The sequence below is a fragment of the Oscillospiraceae bacterium genome, assembly GCA_035353335.1.
Taxonomy (GTDB): domain Bacteria; phylum Bacillota; class Clostridia; order Oscillospirales; family JAKOTC01; genus DAOPZJ01.
On record DAOPZJ010000023.1, the window covers coordinates 1 to 24,531 of the forward strand.

The following is a 24,531-nucleotide window of genomic DNA, read 5'->3' on the forward strand; positions in this document are numbered from 1 at the left end:
CAACATGGGAAAAAGATTTTTGGTACTGGACGACGGCACAACCTTTGAGGGCATCGGGTTCGGCGCGGATACGGGCTGCACGGGCGAGTTGGTCTTCACGACCGGTATGTGCGGCTATATCGAGACGCTGACCGACCCGAGCTATTACGGGCAGATTGTCTTGCAGACCTTTCCGTTGATCGGCAACTACGGCATCATCGAAGCCGATTTTGAAGGTAAATGCTGCGTCAAGGGATATGTCGTACATGAGTGGTGCGACACGCCGTCCAATTTTCGCGCCCAGTATGATCTGGACGCTTTTTTAAAGAAGAGCGGAATTCCGGGGATTTACGGCTTGGATACCCGCGAGATCACCAAGATCATCCGCGAACACGGCGTGATGAATGCGATGATCTGCGACGAAGTTCCGAAAGATTTGACCGGTGCTAAAAATTATCTGATTGTCGATGCAGTCAAGAGTGTCACTTGCGAAAAAATCGAGGAGTTTCCGGCGCAAGGTGAAACCAAATATAAAGTTGCTTTAGCCGATTACGGCGCAAAGCACAACATCATCCGTGAGCTGCGCAAACGCGGCTGTGCGGTGACCGTCGTGCCCTCTTATACGACCGCGAAAGAAATATTAGCCCTAAAGCCCGATGGCGTGATGCTGTCGAACGGACCGGGAGACCCTGCGGAAAATACGGAGATCATCAAAGAACTGGGCAATTTATTCGGAAAGGTTCCGATTTTTGGTATCTGCCTGGGGCATCAGCTGCTTGCGCTCAGTCAGGGCGGCAAGACCATGAAGCTCAAATACGGGCATCGCGGCGTCAACCAACCGGTGCGCGATCTGCTCGGGACGAGAACTTATATCACGAGCCAGAACCACGGCTACGCAGTCGTTTCTGACACGGTCAAAAACGGCGTGATCAGCTTCGAAAACGCCAATGACGGTACCTGCGAGGGCGTGGACTACACCGACGCAAAGGCGTTTACGGTTCAATTTCACCCCGAGGCCTCCTCGGGCCCGCTGGATACGGCGTTTTTGTTCGACCGGTTCTGTGCGTTGATGGATAGTAATTGTCATTCTGAGCGAAGCCGAAGAATCTCTGACTGATTAAGGCCCTTTTAAAGAAAAGAAAGGCAGGACTAAAACTTCATGCCGTTAGATAAAAGCATTCAAAAAGTTTTAATGATCGGCTCCGGCCCGATAGTGATCGGGCAGGCGGCTGAGTTTGACTATGCGGGCGCACAAGCCTGCCGCGTGCTCAAAGACGCGGGCGTCAATGTGGTTCTCGTCAACTCCAACCCCGCAACGATCATGACCGATAACGCGCTGGCGGATGAGATTTATCTCGAACCGCTCAACGTCGAGACGCTGAAGCGTATTATCGAAAAAGAGAAGCCTGACGCGATGTTAGCCGGACTCGGCGGACAGACCGGGCTGACGCTCTCGATGCAGCTCGAAAGCGACGGATTTTTACAAAAGCACAACGTCCGGCTGATCGGCACCAACGTCGAGGCCATCAAAAAGGCCGAAGATAGGGAACTTTTCAAAGAGACCATGGAGGTCATCGGCGAGCCGGTGATCCCGTCGGACATCACAACGACCGTACCCGGCGCGCTGGAGATTGCGGAAAAGATCGGCTATCCGGTCATCGTCCGCCCGGCCTACACCCTCGGAGGAACGGGCGGCGGCGTCGCTTATACGCCCGAGGAGCTCAAAGCAGTTGCGGCGACCGGTATCGACGCTTCGCCGATCGATCAGATTTTGGTCGAGCGGTATATCTACGGATGGAAAGAGATCGAATTCGAGACCATGCGCGACGCGGTCGGCAACGTGATCGCGGTGTGCAGCATGGAGAATTTCGACCCGGTCGGCGTGCATACCGGCGACAGCATTGTCGTCGCTCCGGCGCTGACGCTTTCGGACAAGGAATATCAGATGCTGCGCTCGGCGTCGTTGAACATCATCTCGGCGCTCGGCATTGTCGGCGGCTGCAACTGCCAGTTCGCGCTGAACCCCGACAGCTTTGACTATGCGGTCATCGAAGTCAACCCGCGTGTATCGCGCTCCTCGGCGTTAGCTTCCAAGGCGACCGGTTACCCGATTGCGAAGATCACAACAAAAATCGCGCTCGGTTATACCCTCGACGAGATCAAAAACGACATCACGGGTAAGACCTGCGCCTGCTTTGAGCCGACACTCGACTATGTGGTCGTGAAATTACCCAAGTGGCCGTTTGACAAATTCTTCGGGGCATCGCGCAAACTCGGCACCCAGATGAAGGCCACGGGCGAGGTCATGTCGATTGCGCCGACCTTTGAGATGGCGCTGATGAAAGCCGTGCGAGGCGCGGAGATTTCGTTGGATACCCTGAACGCGCAGCCGCTTTACAATGAACCGATCAAAGAGCGGTTGAAACGCATCGACGATTATCGGTTGTTTACGGTGTTCGAAGCGCTGAAAGCGGGTATCTCAGTCGAGGAGATCAATGAAATCACCAAAATCGATAAGTGGTTTTTATATAAGATGACGAGACTGGCCGATTACGAGGCACAGATTGTGAAATCCGGCTTGGACGAAGAAAGTTACTTGGCCGGAAAGAAATTCGGCTACACCGACAAGGCGCTCACGCGTCTTTCGGGAATGAAAACGCTGCCCTACAGCTGTGATTTTGCCTACAAAATGGTCGACACCTGCGGCGCGGAATTTGACGCCGAGACGCCGTATTTTTACTCGACCTGCGGCGCGAAGTGTGAGGCAAGGCCGTTCAAACGTTCGGGGAAACCTGTTGTGATAGTTCTCGGCTCGGGCCCGATCCGTATCGGGCAGGGCATCGAGTTCGACTACTCTTCGGTGCATTGCGTCTGGGCGCTCAAAGAGATGGGCTACGACGTCGTGATCATCAACAACAACCCGGAGACCGTCTCGACCGACTACGACACCGCCGACCGGCTCTATTTTGAGCCGCTTTCGCCCGAGGATGTGATGAACATCGTCAAAGTCGAAAACCCTGTGGGCGTCGTGGTCGCGTTCGGCGGGCAGACGGCCATCAAACTGACAAAATTCCTCGACCAAAACGGAGTAAAGATTTTGGGCACCTCCGCCGAGGGCATCGACATCGCCGAAGACCGCGAGCGATTTGACGCGCTGCTCGAACAGTTCGGCATCCGCAGACCAAAGGGCTTCGGCGTGAGTACGTTTGAAGAGGCCTTGAACGCGGCGAACGAACTCGGTTATCCGGTCTTGCTGCGCCCGTCCTACGTTATCGGCGGACAGAATATGAAAATCGTGCATGATGCAAACGAAGTACGCATCTATATGGAGCGGATTTTGGCGCAGGGCATTGACAATCCGGTACTCGTTGATAAATACATGCCGGGCACCGAGCTTGAAGTGGATGTGATTTCCGACGGGCGTGACGTGCTGATTCCGGGTATTATGGAGCATATCGAACGGGCGGGCGTGCATAGCGGCGACTCGATTGCGGTCTATCCGCCGTACAGCATCAGCGACAAGATGATGATGACCATCACCGACTGTTCGACCAAACTCGCGCTGGCGCTTAGAACCAAGGGACTTGTCAACATTCAATATCTGATCAGCGAGGGCGAGCTCTATGTGATTGAGGTCAATCCGCGCGCTTCGCGCACCGTACCGTATATCAGCAAGGTAACCGGCGTTCCGATGACCGATCTGGCGGCCAAAGTCATGGTCGGAAAAGAGCTGGCTTCGCTCGGCTACGGCATCGGGTTATATCGCATTCCGCCGTATTTCACGGTCAAAGTGCCGGTGTTCTCGTTTGAAAAACTGGCGGACGCGAACGCCTATCTCGGCCCCGAGATGAAGAGCACGGGCGAGGTGCTCGGCATCGGGAAAACGCTGAACGAGGCGTTATTCAAGGGCATCGCGGCTTCGGGCAAACGCCTGAGAGCGCCGTCGCCCGGTAAACCGGCAGGCGTATTTATCAGTGTCGATGTCCATGACCGGTTTGAAATTGTGTCAATTGCCAAAAAGCTCGACGACCTCAAATTCGAAATCTACGCCACCGTCGATACCGCAGAGGCCATTCGCAACCTCGGTATCGATGTCACGGCAGTCAGTAACGTCAAAAAGGATGCATTCGACTTGCTCGAGAGCGGAAAAATCAGCTTTGTGGTCTACACCGGCGCGCTGATGGATGAGAGCGTCGAGGACTTTATCGCGCTCAGCCGCAAGTCGCTGCTGCTGTCGATCCCGTGTTTTACTTCGCTCGACACGGCGAATGCCGCCGCAGATATTCTGCGCAGCCGTTTTAACCTCGGCAACACCGAGCTCGTCGACATCAACCATATGCGTGAAGAAAAACAGAAAATCAAATTTATGAAGATGCAGGGCACCGGCGACGACTATATCTTCATTGACAATTTTGATGGGCACATCACCTGTCCCGAATCGTTGTGCATCGAATTATGCGACCGGCACTACGGGGTCGGCGGAGATGGGCTGGTGCTGATCGAAAAATCGAAGATTGCCGACGCAAAAATGCGTATTTTCAATCGCGACGGCTCCGAAGGCAGGATGGCCGGGAACAGCATCCGCTCAGTCGGCAAGTATTTATATGACAACGGCTTTATCGGGCGCGACACCGCGAAAATCGAGACGGCAAGCGGCATCCGCAATCTCAAACTCTATGTCCGCAATAACAAAGTCACCTATGCGGGCGTCGAGATGGGTAAGGCCGATCTCACCGCGAAGAAAATTCCTACAACGATTAAAGCCGAAAAAGTGATCGACTATCCGGTCGAGATCGGCGGCAAGGATTACCGGATCACCTGCGTGAACGTCGGAAATCCCCACTGCGTGGTGTTCTGCGACCGGGTGGACGGAATTGACATCGAGACCGTCGGCCCGCAGTTCGAAAACGCCCCGATCTTCCCCGAGCGCGTCAATACCGAATTCATCCGCGTGGTCAATAAGAGCACGATCAAGATGCGGGTCTATGAACGCGGCAACGGCGAGACCATGGCCTGCGGCACCGGCGCCTGCGCGGCCGTCGTCGCGGCGGTCGAAAACGGATTTTGCGCCAAGGGCGAAGACATCACCGTCAAGCTGCGCGGCGGCGATCTGACAGTTAACTATACCGACGAGGGCATCACGCTGACCGGCGACACAAAACTGGTGTATATCGGCGTAGCAGAATATTGATAGATCGATAAGTAAAGTAAATAATCATGATATCGCGCGGCGTTTCGCCGCGTGATATTTTATATATAGTGAAGCCATTGCTTGTCCGAATAAACACCCGGTTTATTTAAATATAATTCTTTGAAAAGATTGACATGGCAGCCGCCTGATGTTTACAATGGGAATCAAGGAAATGAGTGGTTCAAGCAAAAAACAGGAGGACGGTATGGCTTATATTGCGGAAGAGGGAAAAAATAATTTAAAATATACAATTGAAAACGGTACGCTTGCCTTTCAATCAATTGCCGGTATGAAAACAGCGACAAATATGGGCGGTGTATTTTCATTGAAAACAGAACACGGCTGCTTTGACGAACGGGATGCAAAGGGCTCGTTCGCGCAGCAAGAGAACGGTCTGATTGCGAATTATGCGTTTGCGCATGGCTTGACGGTGCAGGTGCATTGGATAAAGACGGCTGGAGCTATTGAGCGGGAGGACGCAGTGATTCACAACGGCACTTCACCGGTGACGATTTTCGGTTACAGTGCGGTCACCGCGATCTCCGGTCAATTTGATTTATATACCCAATCCAACGAGTGGACAAGAGAGAATCAAGGGCAGTGGCGGGAACTGACTTACGGAACTTTTGAAATATCTGCCCATGGAGCGCGTACCTGTCAGGGCGCAACGCCATATATGGCATTAAAAAACACCGAGACAGGGAAAGGAATTGGGGTGCATTCTCTTGTGAGCGGCGATTGGCAAATTCGAGCCGAAGTCGCAAGCCCGACGGCTTCACCTATATTGTTAATCAGCACCGGCCCGGATGAGAGCGGATTGGCATATCAGATTTTGCCGGGAGAGAGCGCGGTGTTTTCACGTGCGGTGTTTTTGAATCTTGCCGACGGAATGCCGGAGTCCGGTGCCGCCGCTTTTCAGCGGTATCTGCTTGCGGACGCAGCTCATAAAAATCCGAAAACCATCCCTATCGAGTTCAATACCTGGTTTTATAATTTTGAACAACTCGACGAGGATGAACTGCTCCGGCAGCTTGACGCGGCGGCGGAGCTCGGCTGCGAGGCGTTTACCGTCGACGCGGGTTGGTACGGGCAACTGGAGGGCGCCTGGCATGTGCAGGTCGGGGACTGGCGCGAAAAGGCCGACGGGGCTTTTCATGGGAAAATGAGCGAATTTGCGGACAAGGTCCGTAATAAAGGCTTGATTTTCGGTATTTGGATCGAGCCGGAGCGACTGGCGAAAAATGTGCCTTTTGCTTTGGAACATCCCGAATGGTTTTTACCCGATGGCAATGGGTTTTTGTCCCCCGATCTCGACCGGGAGGAAGCTGCGCAATATACTTTTGATACGATTCGCGAAATCATCGAACGCTACAATGCGGGCTGGGTTAAAATCGATTTTAACCATGCGCTCGGGCGCGATGTGCACGGCATAGCGCACATGGGTTATCTGCGGCAAATGTGGCGAATGATGGACGACGTCCGGGCGAAATACCCGAATTTGATTTTGGAGGGCTGCTCGAGCGGCGGCATGCGTTTTGAAGCCGAGGCGCAAAAGCACTTCGACGTGTGTTTCATGTCCGACACGGTGAACCCTTGGGATGTGCTGCGAATCGGAGAGGGTGCTGCGCTGCGAATATTGACCGGGCGGGTGCTGCGTTGGTGCTGCTTACAGCCCGGCGGTAAAATCCCGCATTACGGTTTTACGGAGCCGTTCACGCCGTTGCTGACGCCCAAAAAAGCCATCTGGGACGAGGTGGAGAACGTCGACCCGGATTTTTTGCTCAAGGTCTGTTTGCGGGGGCATCTGTCGTTTTCGGGTGAGATGGCGGGACTGGACGAACGGACAAAGGAACAGATCAAAAAGGCAATCGCTTTTACGAAAAAGCACCGCAGATTGATCCAGCGGGGCATCTTTCATCCGCTGACGCCGATTCGGGATATGGAGGACAGGAGCGGTTGGAGTGCCTCCTATATCGAGAGGACACAAGCCGCGTCCGGTGAAGCCGCAAACGGTGACGCCGAACACGGTAACGCCGTCGGGATTTTCCACGCATTCCGGTTGGATTCGCCCACGGAAGAAATGGCGTTCCGCCTGCCGCCGGAAGCCGTGATCGGGCGGTATGTCATTGAAGATTACGATACCGGTGAGACCTTTGAAGCCGATGCAGAAGTGTTGGCGAAAAAGGGTATTGTAATTAAGCTTCCGCATAAAAACAGAGGAATAGTGTTGGTTTTCCACCGTAAGTAAAAAATGAGGGGAACGGTTTCGGATCTTATCCCTTATGATCCGTTTCGTATATAAAACACCGAGGTAAGAAACGCGTGCTATGAAACAAAAATTCGTAAATTATAAGACGCGTATGGAAGCGGGCCCTGCCCGCCGGGTCGTCGGGGACGCCGACCCCTACACTGGAGGTTCACATGAAAGACACTGTATTGCAAAAACTGCCCGACCCTTTTTTAAACGGAGACGGGACTCGGATAAAGACGCCCGCCGAGTGGTATAAAAAAAGAAAAGAACTTTTGGCGCTGATCACCGATATCGAATACGGCAAAATGCCGCCCGAGCCGGAGGTGTTCGGCTTCGAGACCTGCAACGCGGGCAGCGGGATTCAGATACACACCTGCCGGATCACCTCCGGGACACGTGAGCGGCAGCTTTCTTTTGAACTGCGGCTATATCGGCCGAAAAACGAGGGCCGTCTGCCGGTGGTATTGACCGGGGACGGCTGTTACCGCACGATGACCGATGAAGTGATTGCCGAGATCAACGCAAGAGGCTATATCGCCGCCGTTTTCGACCGCACGATGATTGTCCGAAATGTATATGACAAATTCGAAGTGAGAAACTCCCCGCTGTACCGCGTTTATCCCGAGATCGAATCCGGCTCGCTCGCGGGGTGGGCTTGGGGGTTCTTGCGCTGTGTCGATGCTTTGGCGCAGATGCCGTTTGTCGATGCGGGCAACATCGCGGTCACAGGGCATTCGCGCGGCGGGAAAACCGCGCTGCTTGCGGCTGCGGCGGACGAGCGGATTGCCTATGCCGCGCCGAACGGGAGCGGCGGAGGCGGAACCACCGTTTGGCGTTTTAATATGAACGGATATGACGGTTCTGAATTTGAAATTGAACGCAGCGAGACATTGGCGGGGATGCTTGACAGCATTCCGCACTGGCTCGGGCCGAAAATGAGTGAATACCGCGACAAAGAGCTGCTTCTGCCGTTTGATCAGCATCAACTGTTGGCGCTGGTCGCGCCTCGCTGCTTGCTGCACACCGAGGGGTACGGCGATATCTGGAGTAACCCCAAGGGGAGCCATCAGGCGTTGATGGCCGCCAGAGAAGTTTATAGATTCCTGGGCGTACCGCAAAACATCGTTTCGCGGTACAGACCGGGTGGTCACGACCACAAGCCGGAGGACTTTCGCGCGCTGCTCGATTTGATGGATAGCAAAATCTCCGGTAAACCGCTTGATAAGCGCTTTTACGAAAACCCTTATCCGGATATGGAACCTGCGTTTGTTTGGAGCTGCCCTAACTGAAACCGGCACCGATATCCCTTAACGGATTTACATGGAGGAAAAATGGATGGATATACAAATTATTTTAAACTATGAATCGAGCGAATCGCTGGCTTTCACTTGGGCGGCCGGTGATGCCGAGATTGATTTCAGAAAAGATTTTTTTGAGGCGGCGAGATGCACGGCATCCTTTGCGGCGCTGGAAGTGAAAAAGCATCTGGGAAGAACCTTGATCGACGCGGAGATTTCGATCGGGTCGGCAAGGGGAACGGCCGATTATTTTATTGAGCTGAAAACAGACGACGATAAGAGCGACAGCGCCGAATTTTCCTTGGAACCGCAAAACGACGGTATCGTGATTCGCGGTGCAAGCCGGAAAGGGCTGCTTTACGGGGTTTATGAGTTTTTGCGTTTGAACGGCTGGAGATGGCACTTGCCGGGGCAGGCCGGAGAAATCGCACCCCCTTATACGGACAAGCCTCAACTGCCGGATAAAAAGAAGGAATATGCTCCTTCCATGCCGTTAGGCCGAAGTTTTGACCTTGTCTATTTATCCATGGACTCCGTTGAAATGTATTTATGGATGGCCAGGAACAGGATGGATTTGACCACCTATCATCCTTTGACGGGTCAGCTTTGCCGCAAACTAGGCATGTCTTTTAAAAACGGCGGACACATTTTCGAGGAGATTTTAAATCCCGACAGAATCATGCCTTCCGGTAAAACTCTTTGGCAAGAGCACGAGGATTGGTTCGGGCTCCCTGCCCACGGTGTCCGAACAAAGGAGCTCGCGCAAAAGATTCAATTTTGCGTTTCGAATGAGGAATTGACCGATTTTCTCGGAGAAGAGATTATAAAGCTCTCGATGGGCATGTGGAAAGAAGCGGACCGGTTGGAAATTTGGGGCTTTGACACCTGGGGCAGCAGCTGTCATTGCGACGGGTGCAAAAAGCTGGGCAACGGCTCGGACAGAATGCTGCATTTCCTTTCAAAACTGCGTAATATCGTGGATGCGGCGATTCAAAACGGACGGGTTGATCATGCGGTAAAACTGGTGATGTGCGCTTATGAGGGCACTTCCACGATTGAGGCGCCTCTGAATCCGATCCCCGGGAACTTGACGGCTTCCGGAGATTACTGTGTCTCTTATCCCATCCTCCGCTGTTACGAGCACAATTTTTCCGATCCTTCCTGCTGCAGAAACATCGGCTATGACAATGCGCTGAAAAACTGGCTTTCCTTGTCACCCGGAATCCCTCTCATTGTGGGGGAATATTACAACGTGTCAAAATTTGAAGATCTCCCGCTGCTTTTTACAGACAGAATCGCAAACGACATCCCGTATTTTCACGCGCTCGGTGTCAGCGGCATGACTTATATGCACGTCCCGATGGTGAATTGGGGAATGAGGACGCTGACGCAGCTCTTATACGCCCAGATGAGTTGGGATGTGAACACGGATGTAAATACATTTTTAAACGAATACTTTACCCTGAGATACGGGCCGTATGCGCAAAAAGCCCGTGAGGTATATCGTCTGACCGAAGAGGCCTGGGCGCTCAGCGCAAGCTGGCGCGCCTGGGGAGACGGAAGCGTGCTGACGCAGCTGCAAAAATGGGACGGCAAAACGCCGGAAAAGCCGCTCCGGGTGGATGTTCACTTCGAGAACCCGGAGGGCGCAATCAGGAGCGGACAACACTCCGTCCGGCTTCTGCGCAGAGCGATGGACATTCTCAATTCTTCAATACGGGAAGCACAGGCAGATTCGCGTATATATTCGAATACAACAGCCGTGAATCCCATTGAACAGCGGCAGTTGGAAGTGCGCGGTTCCTATGAAAAGAATCTTTCGGAAGACAGGCGGCTGCTGCGTTACGGGCTGGACACCATGGAGATCATGACCCGTCTTGTGCAGTACCATAACGCCCTTTATCGGAAGGACGGGGAAAAGGCCTCGAAGTTGTGGCGTAGCATTGCAAAACTGGCGGATAAGATGGATTTATACTATATTCCGATCGGATACGATTGGCCGGGACCGGGGTTGGAAAGCATCGATGCACTGACCAGAACGCAGACCCGCACGCTGATCAGCCGGATCAGGAACAACTGGGCTTAATGCGGGATTTCGGTTGTGGCCGGGTGGCAGGTTTTGTTTTCGCAGACGTAATAAGTGGTCTTTCCGTCGACCTCGGGGTAGATGCGGTCGGTTGACAGCCGGAACGCCCAATCGGAAGGGATACGAAGCCCGGCGAGATCAACCGGGGTTTTCAGGCGGCAGACCACTTTTTTCACCGGCAGCAGAGACCAGAGATAAAATGCATTTCCCATCGGATAAGAAGCTGCTTCACCGCTCATGAAGCGGTCTTGTTTTTCGGCTCTTTCCGGCATCTTGTCATCTCCTGTCAGCAGAGCAAGCCGCGATAAATTATACGCCATTACCGAGTTGCCCGAGGGCAACGCGCCGTCCCAGGTCTCCTTGGGGCGGGCGAAAAGCGCTTCGTTGTGCGCGCCGGAGAAGAAAAATCCGTTGTTTTTCCCGTCCCAAAACAAATCCCAAGTCCGGTCCGCCAATTCGGCGGCGCGGTCGAGATAGTGATCGTTGAGCGTCGCCTGATGCATTTGAATCAGAGCGAAAATCAGAAAAGCGTAATCATCCAGAAAGCCGGGGCCGATGCGCCTGCCGTCGGTAGCGCCGGAAAAAAGCGTGCCGTTTTCGGATAAATTTTGCTCGATATATTCAATCGTTTTCTGTGCGGTTTTCTTGTATTCTTCTGATTTCAGAATCCGCGCCGCCATTGCATATGCGGCGGCGGTCAGCGCGTTCCATGCGGTCAGAATCTTGACATCGGTGCGCGGCGCGGGTCGTTTTTTGCGGTATTTATATACGGACTGTAATAATCCGTCGATTTTATCCGGTTCGAGAGAGGATTCCAGCAGGTTCGGGACGCTCTTGCCCTCGAAATTGCCCTCGGGGGAGATGCCGTAGCGGCGGCAAAATTTGATTCCCTCGGCTTCGCCCAAAAGCAGCTTGAGTTCATCCGGCGTGAAGACGTAAAATTTCCCTTCGACGCCCTCGGAATCGGCGTCCTGCGCTGAGAAAAACCCGCCGTCGGGCGCGGCCATTTCATGTTCAAGCCAGTAAAAAATCCGCTCGGCGATATCTCGCCAGAGTTCTTTTCGGGTCTTCTCGAAACCTGTCAGATAGGCCATCGCAAGCAGGGCATTATCGTAGAGCATCTTTTCAAAATGCGGGATCAACCAGCGGCGGTCGGTGGAATAGCGCGAAAAGCCGCCGCCGATGTGGTCGAATATGCCGCCTCGAAACATCGAGTCAAGCGTCTTTTCGGCCATCTCAGGTGCGGTTGCGAGTAAAAACAACAAATTGTGCGGCGTCGGGAATTTCGGCGCACTGCCGAATCCGCCGTATGCCGTATCGAAATTGTTTTCATATTCGGAAACGGCTTTTTCAATCAATGTTTTTGATTTAACGGACCGGTTGACCGTCTTTTGGTCGACCGCTTTGGCAATCTCCTGTCCGTTTTCCGAAAGGGACTCGCGGTCATATTTCCATGCCTTTGAAACGGATTCGAGAATCTGAATAAATGAGTCCTTGGGGAAATAGGTCCCCGCGAAAAAGGGGATTTTGTCCGCGCCCATGAATATGCTCATCGGCCAGCCGCCGTTTCCGGTCATTGCCTGACAGGCGCGCATATAAACCCCGTCGACGTCGGGCCGCTCCTCACGGTCGACTTTGACACTGACGAAAGAGTCATTTAAGATTTCTGCGACCGTCTCGTCTTCAAAGCTCTCGCGTGCCATCACATGGCACCAGTGGCAGGCCGAATAGCCGACGGATAAAAAAATGGGTTTGTCCTCGGCCTTGGCTTTTGCAAATGCTTCTTCGCCCCACGGATACCAGTTCACAGGGTTATGGGCGTGTTCGAGCAGATAGGGGGAAGTTTCGCGGATTAAACGATTCGTTGTTTGCTGACCGAGCATAATGTTTTTCACACTCCGGCAAAAGATACTTTTATCATACCCGCCGGGTATTCGATTATCCTTTTAAAGCCGGCAGGGTCAGAACAAACGAGACTGCAAAGCAGCAAAACGTGAGGATGAATGCGGCTAACATTCCGTATTGCATCAGGGGGTTCACGGAACCCTGCGGTTCGACCAGCTGAGTGACAGTCCTCGCGCCCCAGAGAATGCAGGAGAGCGCGAGCATCACGGCAAGCGCCTGTTTATTCGGCAGTGCATAGAGAAAAACCAAATTAACGGCTCCGAATAAGACGAGACACAGCGAAAAAAGCAGATTGACGGCGCGTACCGCTAGCACCAGTTCGGTTGCCGACGGTATGATATAGCTGTACCACTTGAATGATGACGGCACCGTAAAATGCCAAATGCCGAATCCGACGGTCACGATGCTGCCGAATGTGGTGAAAATTTTAATCAGCAAAATTCAATTCCTCCGATATATTTATTGAAACAATTTCCGTAAAAACGTCACCGAGTCGGCGGCGGCACAGTCGAGGTCTGCAAGCGTTGCGCCTTCGGAGATGTCGCGCCAGATGGAAATATCTTTTCCGACCTGACCGCCCGGCAGTACGAAAGGCTCCATCACGACATTGCCGGTATAGCTGATCTTTTTAAGGGCTTTTCCGATTTCCGACCACGGCATGCGGCCTTTTTCAAACGGCGGTTTGCGGTTGGCTTCGCCGACATGAAAATGACCGAGCAAGTTTCCGGCAAGCTCAATAGCACCGGTAAACGAATCCTCCTCAATGTTCATATGAAACGTATCGAGCATGACCTTGACATTCGGTTTATCGACGGCTTTGACATAGTCGACGGCCTCGCTTGCGGTGTTGAGCAGATAGCCCTCGAAGCGGTTGAGGGCTTCCATATTCAATGTGATGCCGTGGTTTGCCGCCATGTCGGCAAGGCGTTTCATACTCTTGACACTGCGCTCGAAATCGCCGGATTTATCGAGTTCACCCGAAAAGTTGACGGGCCAGTAGGAATACAGCGCACCGCCGATGGAACCGATCCCGGCTTTCTCCATCTTTTGAAACATATCGGCATAAAAAGCAAACGCCTTTTCGACGGCTGCCGTATCTTTCGAGGCGAAGTTGTGCTCGGGGCGAGGGCCGTAGCCGCCGGTCAGGGTGATGCCGTTCGCCTCGGAGACGCGGCGCAGCTCGTCAAAAAAAGAATTGTTTTCAAGATGGAAGTTGCCGCAGGCGACTTCGAGGATGTCAAAACCGAGCCGCTTGACTTTTTCGATATAAGGGACGAAATTACCGCCCCATTCATGCTCCCAGTAGGCATAATAAATTCCGAATTTCATACGTTCCTCCCGTTTGTTTCTCTTAGAATTTTATTTAACGCAGCTTCCGCTTTTTTGACAAAGAAGTCGCTTTGGTCGATCGGCAAGTGCAGAGAAAGCAGTTTTTGTTTCAGCTTTTCGATGGTATCCAAATCACTGTTGTCGGGTTCGGTCTCGATTTCGATGAGTTTGTCCCCGCCGTGAATATCTTTGACAGCCAGTTCAAAGCCGTTTTTTTCATAGACGATGTCGTCCTCGACGATGCGCATGAGTTCCCGATATCCCAGTGCCGAGAGCAGTTTTTTGGCATTTTCTGTATTTAAGATTTCGCAGTTGACTGCGGTCTGGTGTAAAATCTCGCCTGATGAGTTGAATTCTTTGGTTTTATAAGTAAGCCGTCTGGTGATTCGGTTTTTTACGGGATCGCGGATTTCCCGAACCAACACGGATTTGGATAAAATCTCTCTGGCGGTTATGTCCTTTATATTCAAAGCATTAGGAATGAAATAGAAATCATCGAGAGTGAAGCGGTCGGAAGGGGAGAAACCCTTGCTTTCCAACAGCGCATAAAATTCCGGCAGTTCACAAGTGACTTTTACGGTGATCTCGTTGCTCTCCTTGGTACTCATCAGTTTATTTTCCTCCTGCCCGTTATCACATTTATTATAGCGTTTCCGCTATAAAAAGAAAAGGGATTATTGAAATAACAAAAGCCGCCCGCGTGATGAATGCAGGCGGCTTGTATGAATATCGCTTAGCGGTACCGAGATCCTTCGACGGCGCTCGAATTGTTTATTGCCAATCCGGGTATGCTTGCTGCCGGGCTTCGCTCAGGATGACACCGGTTTCGGGTTACCGGTTAAAATTTATTTTTCATCGCCCGCAGAGCGTTCAGGACAGCCAACAGCGCGACGCCCACGTCTGCGAAGACGGCTTCCCACAGATTGGCCACGCCGAGAGCGCCGAGCAGGAGCACGATTCCTTTCACACCGAGCGCAAAAATAATGTTCTGCTTGACGATGGAAAGGGTTTTGCGGGAGATTTTGACGGCCTGCGCGATTTTTTCGGGGTTGTCGTCCATCAACACGACGTCGGCGGCTTCGATGGCGGCGTCGGAACCCAGCGCGCCCATTGCGATGCCGACATCGGCGCGTTTGAGCACCGGCGCATCGTTGATGCCGTCACCGACAAAGGCCAAACTGCCTTTTTTGCTCTTTTCATCCATCAACCGCTCAACTTGGGTGACTTTATCGGCGGGCAGCAGTTCGGCGTGAACCTCATCAAGCCCGAGCTTTTCGGCCACATCTTTGCCGACGGCTTCCCGGTCGCCGGTCAGCATCACGGTTTTTCGGGCACCGAGGTTTTTAAGCGCGGATATCGCCGCTTTGGACTGGGGCTTGATTTCGTCGGCGATCACAATATGTCCCATATATTCGCCGCTGTCGGCGACATGGATGATCGTACCCTGATTTTCGCAGGATTTCCACTGTGCGCCGGCTTGTTCCATCAGCGCGCAGTTTCCGGCATAGATGGTTCTGCCGTCCACGATGGCTTTAATACCCCGCCCGGCGATTTCTTCAACACCGGTGATGCGGTTCTTGTCGATGGCGCGCGCGTAGGCGCTCTTGAGGGAAACCGAGATCGGGTGGTCGGAATAACTCTCGGCCATCGCCGCGATCTCAAGCAATCTCTCCTCCGAGATGATCTCGGGGTGAATGGCCTGCACGGTAAAAACGCCTTTTGTCAGGGTGCCGGTCTTGTCAAAAACGACGGTGTCGATTTTCGAAATCGCCTCGAGATAGTTCGAACCCTTGACCAAAATTCCGCGTTTTGACGCGCCGCCGATGCCGCCGAAGAAAGACAGCGGCACCGAGATGACGAGTGCGCAAGGGCAGGAGATCACAAGGAAAATCAGCGCGCGGCGGATCCAGTCAATCCACTCGCCGGTGATGAGCGAGGGCACGACCGCAAGCAGCAGTGCTGCGATGACGACAATCGGAGTATAGACCCGGGAAAACCGGGTGATAAACTTTTCGCTTCTGGTTTTTCCGCTCTCGGCGTTTTCGACGAGGTTGAGGATTTTTGCGACCGCCGATTCGCCGAAGGTGCCGGTTGTGCGGATATGCAGCAGGCCCGAAAGGTTGACACAGCCGGCGTAGACGCCGTCGCCCTCCCGCACGTCGCGCGGCAGACTCTCACCGGTAAGCGCGGTGGTGTTGAGCGAGGAACTCCCCTCGGTGACAACGCCGTCGATCGGGATTTTTTCGCCGGGCTTGACCACGAGGATTGTGCCGGCTTCGACCGTATCGGGCGCGACTTGTTTCAGCTCGCCGTTTTGTTCGAGGTTCGCATATTCGGGGCGGATGTCCATCAGTTCGCCGATGGACGCGCGGCTTCTGCCGACAGCCAAATCTTGAAAAAATTCACCTACTTGATTAAAGAGCATGACAGCCGCCGCTTCGGGATATTCGCCGATGGCGAACGCTCCTGCGGTGGCGAGGGTCATGAGAAAATTTTCGTCGAAGATCTCACCGTGCAGGATGTTTTTAACCGCTTTCCAGACGATGTCGCAGCCGGAGATCAGATAAGCTGCGATACATAAAATTAACTCAATTGTTTCGGGGAGAGAAAATATAAAAGCGACGCCCAATAAAACAGCGCCGATCATTATTCGTATTAAAACAAATTTCTGTTCTTTTTCCATTGTTTTTATCCTTATGATTTTTTATTCATTTATGTGTTCGAGACCGGTCTCGGCAATATTTTTAACATGGCCGTCCGCGAGAGAATAATACGCTTCTTTGCCGTCCTTGCGGAAACGGATGAGATCTGCTTTTCGCAAAACAGCCAGTTGGTGAGAGACCGCCGATTTGCTCATGCTCAAGATGTTGGCAAGGTCGCAGACGCAGAGCTCGTGTTGGCCGAGCGCCCATAAAATTCTCATGCGCGTGACGTCGCCGAAGACCTTGAAAAAGTCCGCAAGTCGGTCGAATACTGTCGGGTCGAGCATCTGCCGGTTGACTTCGGTCACAATATCGCCGTGGACGGTATTACAGTCACAGATAAACTCATTTTTAGACATAAGTAACTCCTTTCCGTTATAGTGATATATACATTCGGTCAAATGGTTGAATAATTATTCAACCGTAATGACATTATAGTTGAATAGATACTCAATTGTCAAGGGGTTTCTATAAATTTAAATTACAAAGCAATCAGGCAGAAATTTCAATCATAAAAAGATAGCGCAGGGAATTCCTTGCGCCGTTTGTCATTCGATTATGTGTTCTTCATGATGATGCTCTCGATCAGGTCGGCGGCGTTTTCGCAGGCATCCATGCTGTTCTCGAGCGATTCAAAGATCATCATCCAGACAAGGCGCTCATCGGCAGAAGCGGTTTCGCCGAACAATTTGCGAAGAGAGTCGGCATGCAGCTTGTCCCCTTTGTTTTCGAGCGTGTTGATTTCGATGATCAATTCATTGATGGTCTTGGATTTTTTGAAGTTCGGAAATTCGGCAAGCAATTTGCTGAAAGTCGCGCAGCTGCGCGCGATCAGCCCGGTGAATTCAACGGCTTCGGGGCGAAGCGCTTTGACGTTGAACATATAGATGCGGCGCATGACGTCCTCGACGGTGTCGACGACATTGTCCAGTTCCGATGACAACGCTGAAATATCTTCGCGTTCAATCGGCGTGATAAATTCATGGGCCAGATGGCTCGTAAGTTCATGTTTGATCATGTCGGCGGCGTTTTCCAGCTTGTGCATGTTCTCAACATGCTCCGGAATTCTCGAGACCTCGAAGCACTCCATAACCTGATTGAGATAGGAAGCGGCTTCATTCGCTATTTTACCGACCTCACAGAAACATTCAAAATAATTATATTCCTTCTTTTTTCCGAGCATAGCAATATCTTCCTTTCAATTTAAAAAATCAGCATGAACAGTTTGACGGTCAGAAAACTCAAAAGACCGCAGCCCGGGAAAGTCAGAATCCAGGCAGACGACATCTCTTTGACGATTTTCCAGTTGACTGCCGAGAGCCGCCGCGAGGCGCCGACACCCATAATCGCCGTCGTTTTGGTGTGGGTCGTACTGACCGGGATGCCCGTCAGCGTCGACAGCAATAAACAACCCGCCGCGCCTAAATCGGCAGCGAAGCCCTGATAGGTCTCGAGATGGACCATATCGAGACCGACTGATTTGATGATCTTGTATCCGCCGATGGAAGTACCGAGTGCCATGACCGCGGAGCAGAGGATCATCAGCCAGATCGGAATCGCAAAGTTCTTTACTTCGGTCTGGCCGTTGACCAGAAAGATACCGAGCAAAAAGACGCTCATGAACTTTTGGCCGTCCTGCGCGCCGTGCATAAACGCCATTGCCGCGCCCCCGGCCACCTGTGCTTTGCCGAAAACCCGGTTCATTTTGCGCCGGTCATATCTTTTAAAAATAATCTCAATCAGCCGGGCGAATACAAAGCCCGAGGCAAAACCCAAAACCGAGGAGAGCACAAGACCGATGATGACCCGCATCCATTCGGAAAAATTGATGCCGGACAAGCTGCTGTGCAGCGCGATCGCGGCTCCCGAAAGGCCCGCGATGAGCGCGTGGCTCTCGCTGGTCGGGATTCCGAACCACCATGCCGCGGTCGCCCATATGACAATCGCGAACAGAGCCGCGCAAAGGGCGATGGTTGCATCTTTGGTCTCTCCGCCGAAATCGACCATGTTATAAATCGTCATGGCGACTTTGGAGTTGACCATCGTCATGATCAAAACGCCGAGAAAATTGAATACGGCGGCCATCATGATGGCGGCGGGCGCTTTCATCGAACGGGTCGAGACGCAGGTTGCAATTGCGTTCGGCGCGTCCGTCCAGCCGTTGACAAGAATGACGCCCAGCGTAAGCAGGGCGGTGATGAGGAGCAGCGGGTTTGAAATCAGCTGAGAAATGAATTCGCTAAATGAAACGTTCATATGTAAACCTTTCGTTAAAAATTCGCAAAGTTTTACATGACACATTATAACATAATAATACGTTTTTGTATATTTAAAAACCGCAAAAAAACTTTGAAAATTCACGGCGGATTTTGTGGAAACTATACCATATTTTTTTGTGGAAACTTTATTTTTCTCAACTCTTGTAATTCTATTTATTTTGATATATGATAAGGTTCGAGAATTTTCGCGGAGGGATCTTTTGTATGGAAAAAATCGCAATGTACACATCAATTTTAATTTCGCTGGTGGCGTTTGCTTTCGCCGCCTGGCTGTACCTTTGGGTAAAACGCCAGCCGTCTGAAAACAAAATCATCGAAAAGAACGGCAATCTGATCAAAGCAGGCGCAAGAACATTTTTGCGCAAAGAATATTTGGTTCTTGCCAAATTTGCCGCAGCAGCGGCGGTTTTAATTCTGGTATTCCTTCCGTCGCCCATTTGGAAGGGCAATTATTTAAATAATATCCTGATGACTGTTGCGTACATCATGGGTACCGCTTTCTCCGCCATCGCAGGCAAAATCGGTATTGAAGTCGCAACCATTGCCAACGTCAAATCCGCCGAAGCCGCCAAAACCGGTATCAAAAAATCATTTATGGCCGGTTTCCGCGGCGGCGCCGTTATGGGCATGGCGGTCGTCGGCGCCAGCTTGCTGGGCGTCACAGCGGTCTATCTGATCACCAGGGATGCCACCGTCGTGCTCGGATTCAGCTTCGGCGCGAGCTCTCTGGCGCTGTTCGCAAAAGCCGGCGGCGGTATCTTCACCAAAACCGCCGACATCAGCGCCGACCTCGTCGGTAAAGTCGAACTCGGTATCCCCGAGGACGACCCGCGCAACCCCGCCGTCATCGCAGACAACGTCGGTGACAACGTCGGCGACGTCGCCGGAATGGGCGCTGACCTGTTCGACTCCAACGTCGCGTCGATGGCTGCCTCACTTGTTTTGGCTACCTCACTCGACAAGGGAAACACCACCAACACCGCAATGGTGTTCTGTTTTGCGGCACTCGGTCTTCTCGCCTCGATCATCGGCATTATGACCGCCAGAATCGGGAAAAAAGGAAATCCGACCAGAGCGCTCAACTCCAGTACTTACGTCACAACCGGTATCTTTGTCGTTCTCTCCGCCGCAGCGACCGCGCTCTTCAACTTTAACTGGCGCATTTGGGGCGCCTGTGTCGTCGGTTTGCTCGTCGGCGTCATCATCGGCATCACAACCGACTACTTCACGGACGATTCCAAAAAACCGGTTCATTTCGTGGCGCACGCCAGCGGTTCCGGCCCCGCATTCACGATTCTTTCAGGTATGTCATACGGTTTAATCAGCGTTCTCCCGGCTATGGTCGGTATCGGCGCTTCCGCATTGATTGCCTATAAGCTCTGCGCACCCATCGGAGAGGGCTATGCCATGTTCGGTATTTCAATGGCTGCTCTCGGTATGCTCTCCATCGTCGGAATGATCGTCAGCAACGATGCCTACGGTCCGATCGTCGACAACGCGCGCGGCCTTGCCGAAATGGGCAACCTGGGCGACGACGTCCTTGAGATCACCGATGAACTCGACTCCGCCGGCAATACCGTCAAAGCCGTTACCAAGGGCTTTGCAATCTCGGCCGCCGGTCTCACCGTTATCGCACTGCTCGGCGCGTTCATGGCCGAGGTCAACACCGCCGCCGCGGAACTCGGAATCGTTGCGGAAGGTTCCAAATTAATATCCGGTTTTGACGTCATGGACCCGTTGGTGTTTTTCGGACTGCTTGTCGGCGCGGCGATCCCCGCAGTCTTCTCAGCCATGCTGATGCTCGGCGTTGACCGCAACGCACAGCGCATGGTCGCCGAGATCCACCGCCAGTTTAAAGAAATTCTCGGCCTCAAAGAGGGCAAACCGGGTGTCGAACCCGAATACGACAAGTGCATTTCCATCGCGACTACGGGCGCCATCAAAGAATTGATTCCGGCCGGCCTGATGGCCATCATCGCGACAGTGGTCGTCGGATTTATCGGCGGCGTCACCGCCATCGGCGGTTTCCTGTGCGGCAACATCGTCAGCGGTCTGCTGTTCGCGTTGTTCATGAGCAACTCGGGCGGATTGTGGGATAACTCCAAAAAGTACGTTGAATCCGGCCATGAGGGCGGCAAGGGCTCCGACGCGCATAAAGCTGCCGTCGTCGGCGACACCGTGGGCGATCCGTTCAAAGACACCGCAGGCCCGTCGATCAACACCCAAATCACCGTGGTCTCGCTGGTTTCTTCGTTGCTGGCAGTCCTCTTCCTGCAGCTGTCGATATTCTAAAATGAAAGTGAAAGACCCCGCCGGTTTCGGCGGGGTCTTTTTGTTTTAAATAATATTACCGATCAGACAGAGATTCGATAGTAATTTAAATATCCGTCAAGACGGGAAAGGTCGGGACGGAAGGGCGCCATCACGATCAAATCGCCGGTCGATTCGTCCTCGCAGGCCCAGTGGTTTGAAAAGTCGACGGGGAGTGTATCGGTGTCGTCCATATCGTCGGGTTTGGTGTCGATGACAAATACCGAGTCCTTTTTGACTGTGAGTGTATTTTGGTCGATCTCGGCAACGCATAAGGGATAACGGGGCAGGTTGCCGCGCGGGTTTTTATCGTTGATCACACCGACGAAAAAAAGTTTCCCATTGCTGTGTGAGACCAGTTTGGTAGAGCAGGATGAGGAGAACATGATCTCACCGGTATCATAAAGCACCGGTTTGGATTCGCTCCAGCGCATACCGCCGTCTTTTGAAACGCAATAGAATTTGCAGCCGATGATGTCGTCAGAGCGGGTGTAGTTGCTGCCCCGGCAGAGCATATAAATATCGCCGTTCGGCAGTTCGGCAAGCGACGGTTCATAAAGTCCGCGCGTCGTGATTTCAAAAGGCAGGCCGGTCCAGTCGCCGAAAGTCCAGTCGAAGCGGTTGGTTTTCGGATTCCAACGGCCCTTCATCGCTCCGGCCTCCAGAAAGCCCATGCCGGTCGGTCCTGCGTTCACCGCGCCTTCGGGGATTTGACGCTGCATCCCCAAAAGAATGCTGCCGTCGGAAAGCGCGGCGACTTTGGAGACCACCGTTGTCGCCATATTCCGGCCGAACGTCACGCCCTTCATAAAGTGTGTTTCGTCATAAGCGCCGTCTTCGTCCGAGCCGTTTTGAACCATGAACTGTTTATCCGACCAGGTATGCCCGCAGTCATCCGAAATCCGGTAATAGGGCTTACGATATCTCCAGGTGCTGTCCAATTCATCGTTGTCCCAATAGACCTCGTTGCCGAAGTAAAAAACGGTCCCTGTTTCGGGGTCGGCGTACATCCCGCCGTAACCGTCGCGGCGCATGCCGCCGTCATAGGCCTCGCAGTGCTCGAATTTACCTTGCTTTTGCCAGGTCTCGCCGTTGTCAAAAGAACGCCAGAGCACCGAATAGATGACGCCGTCGGATTTTTCCATGCAGTCGGCGGCAAGCAGCAGCGTACCGTCGGTGCAGGTCACGGTCGACGGCCCGAGCCAGAAGCCCTCCCGTTCGTTGAGGAATGCAGATTTTTTTGTTTTTAAAAACATATTGATCACCTTTCAATATTTATTGTTTAGAACGACCACCCCGTCATGAACATTTCAGATGTTCAAGCCACCCCTCCCCGGAGAGGAATTTTACGCGCTTAACGGGTCGTAAATCCGCACGGCGGGAACAGGGATGCCGACCCCGACGGTTAACTCTGAAGGCGGACGATGTCGCTGACGCGCAGCAGGCCATCGTAGAATTTGAGGTTTTTGACGGAACTGCCGATTTCGAGTTCCGGTTTGCCGTTAACGTCCTGCGTGAAAGGATTAAATCTGCCGAAGCCGAACATGCGCTCTTCGGCCGTACAAAGCTGGCCGTCGATGACAAACTCAATCACATGCGGGCCGCCGTCGATGATGATTGCGGCATCGTGGGTAGTATTCGGCTTTAAAATGCCCTTTTCGCTGTCGAAGCGGGAGATGCAGTGCCCGTCGCCGAGCGTGAATTCGATGCGGGTCGTTTCGCTGTTATAAACCGCTTTCAGGCCTCTGCCGTTTTCATCCATGTTCGAAAAAAGCAGTTCGTCTTTTTCGGGGACTTTGAAATTAAACCGGAGCGCAAAGGAGACCTCATTGTTTTGGGTGCCGAACCCGCTCACAAATTGTGTCCGCTCGGATAAAGGTTTAATCTGCGGCAGAGACTTTTCGGCCGGTATTCCGGTATCAGTCGGGCAGCCGTCTTCGAACTGCGCCCAGAGGCCTTCGATCAACGATTTGTTTACTTCGTGCAAGCGGGCGAAATATTTCTGGGTCTCGGAGACGTAATATTCGCTCTCATTTTTGCCCTCAAGCGGAACATCTTCGATCAGATCGGGATAACTGATGAGCGAGTGGATATCGTCATCGTAGAGCAAGATTTCGGGCTGAGAGAATTTGAGACGCATGCCGTCCTCGGCTTTATACTCAATTGCGCCCGAAATCCAGACCGGGTTGCGGTTGGTGTAGCCGTCATAACGGTTATTGTGAAACCAATAAAGATATTTGCCGTTTTTGCACTTCCAGATAAAATTCGCCGCGCGCGGATTATTCATGAATCTGCCGTCGGCATATCGCATGCGCTCGGGTTCGGTGAAGGTGTGTCCTCCGTCATGGCTATAGGCGCAGTAGGGATAGGACGAGACGGTGCGAAACACGGTAAAAATCGTACCGTCGGAGAGCACGACATAACTGTGTTCCTCGGAGACATGGCTGAGCTCACGCGGGGTTCGGATGCCGATATCGCCGTCGGGCAGGGTCTCCCAGGTCAGTTTTTCGGGGTCTTTTTCGGTCTCGAGATTTTCGCAGCGGAGCAGAACGCCTTCGGTGTTCGTGAAGGCCTGAACCCCGTTGCGTCCGATTTTATAGAGGGGGACATAGACAGCTTGTGTGAGCGTGAACGGCTTGCCGACATTCCAAAATAACAGGATATCGCCGCCGTAGTGGTTGGCGTAATCCACCGCAAACTTGCGGACGGGGATTTCGTGATATTGCTGTGACCAGGTTTTGCCGAAGTCGTCGCTGTATTTGAAAACGAAAGCCCCCTGCGAGTCGGCGCGCGCCCATTTTCCGCCGGTGAATGGCGGGTCGTCGGCAAGCACATAGCGCAGGTTGTCTTTATTATAATTATAAAAACAATAGACCCGGCCGTAGGAAGTCAGATGTAAAACGGCATAGGACGATTCGGGATTTTCGTTGCTTTCGACATCCGCAATCTCGACCCAGGTCCTGCCCCGGTCATAGCTGCGGGCGCTGACGACGTGCTGGCCTTTTTGTCCCTCGTCGCCCTTGCCGGTCGTGATGCACATCAGCCACGCGCCGTCGGGCATTTTGAGCAAATAGGGCTGGTCGCTGTAGCCCTCGCTGGGCATTTCAAAACCCGTTTTGATGTTGCGCGAATCCATATTGCGCCTCCGTTTGCGTTTATTACGGATTATTGTAACAGACACGGGAAGTGAAAGCAAGCGAA

Annotated in this window: 16 protein-coding genes; 6 read left to right on the top strand and 10 right to left on the bottom strand. The window is 52.8% G+C overall.

Translation table 11 applies throughout. The features are described 5' to 3' along the window. The first annotated feature begins 4 nt into the window (after window positions 1-4). From PKH29_06390 to PKH29_06410, 5 genes are all read left to right on the top strand, one after another. The gene (locus tag PKH29_06390) at window positions 5-1,096 is read left to right on the top strand and encodes a carbamoyl phosphate synthase small subunit (protein HNX14466.1); all 1,092 of its coding nucleotides are present in this window, start codon (window positions 5-7) and stop codon (window positions 1,094-1,096) included. 42 nt (window positions 1,097-1,138) lie between these two features. Then, on the top strand, window positions 1,139-5,170 hold the full coding sequence (gene carB, locus PKH29_06395) for a carbamoyl-phosphate synthase large subunit (protein ID HNX14467.1): 4,032 nt from the start codon (window positions 1,139-1,141) through the stop codon (window positions 5,168-5,170). Between the two features lie 205 nt (window positions 5,171-5,375). Further along, window positions 5,376-7,418 (top strand): alpha-galactosidase, encoded by a 2,043-nt coding sequence (locus PKH29_06400; GenBank protein ID HNX14468.1) that lies wholly within the window; start codon window positions 5,376-5,378, stop codon window positions 7,416-7,418. 173 nt (window positions 7,419-7,591) lie between these two features. Further along, a complete protein-coding gene (locus tag PKH29_06405) occupies window positions 7,592-8,710 on the top strand; it encodes a hypothetical protein (GenBank protein HNX14469.1) in 1,119 nt (372 codons plus the stop codon). 46 nt (window positions 8,711-8,756) lie between these two features. Continuing rightward, the gene (locus tag PKH29_06410) at window positions 8,757-10,805 is read left to right on the top strand and encodes a DUF4838 domain-containing protein (GenBank protein ID HNX14470.1); all 2,049 of its coding nucleotides are present in this window, start codon (window positions 8,757-8,759) and stop codon (window positions 10,803-10,805) included. Here PKH29_06410 and PKH29_06415 read toward each other — a convergent pair. From PKH29_06415 to PKH29_06450, 8 genes are all read right to left on the bottom strand, one after another. Beyond that, window positions 10,802-12,688 carry a thioredoxin domain-containing protein gene (locus PKH29_06415; protein HNX14471.1) on the bottom strand — a complete coding sequence of 629 codons (1,887 nt, stop codon included), beginning with the start codon at window positions 12,686-12,688 and terminating at the stop codon, window positions 10,802-10,804. The genes PKH29_06410 and PKH29_06415 overlap by 4 nt on opposite strands. 55 nt (window positions 12,689-12,743) lie before the next feature. Next, window positions 12,744-13,148: a hypothetical protein gene (locus PKH29_06420; protein ID HNX14472.1), complete on the bottom strand. Its 405-nt coding sequence runs from the start codon at window positions 13,146-13,148 to the stop codon at window positions 12,744-12,746. A 21-nt stretch (window positions 13,149-13,169) separates the two neighbouring features. Then, window positions 13,170-14,039, bottom strand: a complete 870-nt coding sequence (locus tag PKH29_06425) for a sugar phosphate isomerase/epimerase family protein (GenBank protein HNX14473.1) — start codon at window positions 14,037-14,039, stop codon at window positions 13,170-13,172. After that, complete coding sequence (locus PKH29_06430) at window positions 14,036-14,647, bottom strand: hypothetical protein (GenBank protein ID HNX14474.1); 612 nt, start codon at window positions 14,645-14,647, stop codon at window positions 14,036-14,038. Before PKH29_06430 ends, PKH29_06425 begins: the two co-directional genes overlap by 4 nt. 230 nt (window positions 14,648-14,877) lie before the next feature. After that, window positions 14,878-16,722, bottom strand: coding sequence for a heavy metal translocating P-type ATPase (locus PKH29_06435; protein ID HNX14475.1), 1,845 nt, complete (start codon window positions 16,720-16,722; stop codon window positions 14,878-14,880). A gap of 21 nt (window positions 16,723-16,743) precedes the next feature. Further along, window positions 16,744-17,100 (bottom strand): metalloregulator ArsR/SmtB family transcription factor, encoded by a 357-nt coding sequence (locus PKH29_06440; protein ID HNX14476.1) that lies wholly within the window; start codon window positions 17,098-17,100, stop codon window positions 16,744-16,746. Window positions 17,101-17,297: 197 nt separating this feature from the next. Further along, entirely contained in the window at window positions 17,298-17,924 is a 627-nt protein-coding gene (locus PKH29_06445) for a DUF47 family protein (GenBank protein ID HNX14477.1), read from the bottom strand. Window positions 17,925-17,944: 20 nt separating this feature from the next. Further along, window positions 17,945-18,997 carry an inorganic phosphate transporter gene (locus PKH29_06450; GenBank protein ID HNX14478.1) on the bottom strand — a complete coding sequence of 351 codons (1,053 nt, stop codon included), beginning with the start codon at window positions 18,995-18,997 and terminating at the stop codon, window positions 17,945-17,947. Between the two features lie 227 nt (window positions 18,998-19,224). Between PKH29_06450 and PKH29_06455 the strand changes: the two genes are divergently transcribed. Continuing rightward, window positions 19,225-21,312 (top strand): sodium-translocating pyrophosphatase, encoded by a 2,088-nt coding sequence (locus PKH29_06455; GenBank protein ID HNX14479.1) that lies wholly within the window; start codon window positions 19,225-19,227, stop codon window positions 21,310-21,312. Between the two features lie 62 nt (window positions 21,313-21,374). Here the strand turns inward: PKH29_06455 and PKH29_06460 are convergent, their stop codons facing one another. Both PKH29_06460 and PKH29_06465 read right to left on the bottom strand, forming a co-directional pair. Then, window positions 21,375-22,586 (bottom strand): sialidase family protein, encoded by a 1,212-nt coding sequence (locus tag PKH29_06460; GenBank protein ID HNX14480.1) that lies wholly within the window; start codon window positions 22,584-22,586, stop codon window positions 21,375-21,377. Window positions 22,587-22,735: 149 nt separating this feature from the next. Next, the gene (locus PKH29_06465; protein HNX14481.1) at window positions 22,736-24,466 is read right to left on the bottom strand and encodes a sialidase family protein; all 1,731 of its coding nucleotides are present in this window, start codon (window positions 24,464-24,466) and stop codon (window positions 22,736-22,738) included. Between the last annotated feature and the right edge of the window lie 65 nt (window positions 24,467-24,531).